Source organism: Vibrio sp. YT-17 (assembly GCF_033337375.1).
Lineage (GTDB): Bacteria > Pseudomonadota > Gammaproteobacteria > Enterobacterales > Vibrionaceae > Vibrio > Vibrio alginolyticus.
Genome location: NZ_JAWOQP010000070.1, coordinates 1 through 1,571 on the forward strand (window position 1 = coordinate 1; position 1,571 = coordinate 1,571).

General features: G+C 45.4%; 2 protein-coding genes. Both read left to right on the plus strand.

The annotated features are described in order from the left end of the window. Positions 1-485: ABC transporter permease (locus tag R7F67_RS23880; protein ID WP_050549504.1), on the plus strand; the 485-nt coding region annotated here is incomplete at its 5' end. A 1-nt stretch (position 486) separates the two neighbouring features. Next, a complete protein-coding gene (locus tag R7F67_RS23885) occupies positions 487-1,530 on the plus strand; it encodes an ABC transporter permease (protein WP_005459031.1) in 1,044 nt (347 codons plus the stop codon). The last annotated feature ends 41 nt before the right edge of the window (positions 1,531-1,571 follow it).

Genomic DNA, 1,571 nt, shown 5'->3' on the forward strand with positions numbered 1-1,571 from the left:
CTATGGGGGGCTTTGTCGGTGATGATTTCGATGACTATGAAACCTTCTTTGAACGCGCAAAAGACGTGATGTGGCATGCTGTGCTTCCGCTGATCTGTTACTTGATTGGTGATTTCGCAACGCTCACCATGACGATGAAAAATAACCTGATGGAAAACTTATCATCGGATTACATCCGTACCGCGATCGCAAAAGGCTTGCCGTTTAAGAAAGCGGTACGCAAACACGCGCTACGCAATAGTTTGATTCCAATTGCTTCTCACTTTGGCAACTCACTGTTGTTCTTCATGACAGGGGCATTTTTGATCGAAGTTATCTTCAACATCGACGGCATTGGTTTATTAGGTTACGAATCCATTATGGAACGTGATTACCCAGTAGTGATGGGCATCGTTGCTATCAACGCGGTATTGCTGCTGATCGGCAATATTATTTCGGATATCTGTGTTGCTTTAGTCGACCCACGTGTGAAGTTTGGAGCGTAATATGATTAAAGTAAGTCCATTAACTCAAAAGAAAATCCGTCACTTTAAAGAAATTAAACGTGGTTATTGGTCGTTTGTGATCTTATCTATCATGTTGATTCTTTCACTATTTGCCGAGCTGTTAATCAACAGTAAAGCGTTGATCGTTAAGTACGATGGTAGTTACTACTTTCCGGTTGTCAGTGACGTTCGTTTAGGTAGCGAGTTTGGTCAAGATTCTTCAAGTGAAGCTGATTACCGAGTTCTCCAACAAGTCTTTGAGGAAGAGGGAGGGGACAACTTTGTGATTCTACCTATCGTTCCTTGGAACCCATACGAACAAGACTTCAGTGGCGATTTCCCTCCGACCGCGCCAAGCGCTGAGAATAAACACTATCTAGGTACTGACGTTATTGGTCGCGATATTTTAGCGCGCTTGGTGTATGGCTTCCGTACTGCGATGGGGTTTGCGTTGTTAACGATGGCGGTGTCCTACGCTATTGGTACCGCTGTAGGCTGTGCCATGGGCTTCTGGGGCGGCAAGTTCGACCTATTTGTCCAACGTTTGATTGAGGTTTGGTCAATGGTGCCATTCCTGTACGTCATTATGATTTTGGTGTCCATCGTTCAACCGACTTTCACGCTCTTTGTCGCCATCAACGTGTTGTTTGGATGGATGGGGATGACATGGTACATGCGTACCATGACTTATAAAGAATCTGCACGCGAATACGTAATGGCAGCTCGTGCGTTGGGTGCCTCGACAGGCCGAATCCTGTTTAACCATATTCTGCCAAATACCATGGTCATGATTGTTACCTTGGCGCCATTTACTATTGCCGCCAACATCACCGCACTGACAGCGCTTGATTATCTTGGTTTAGGCTTGATGCCACCAACACCAAGCTGGGGTGAGTTACTGCAGCAAGGTAAGTCCAACTTGGACTCGCCATGGATTGTGGCGTCTGTTGTGACTTCCATTGTACTGGTACTGGTGATGGTCACCTTTATCGGTGAAGCGATTCGAGCGGCATTCGACCCGAAAAAATTCACACGCTATGTTTAAGCATGCATTGTGAGCAAAACATAAAAAAGGGAAGTTTTATG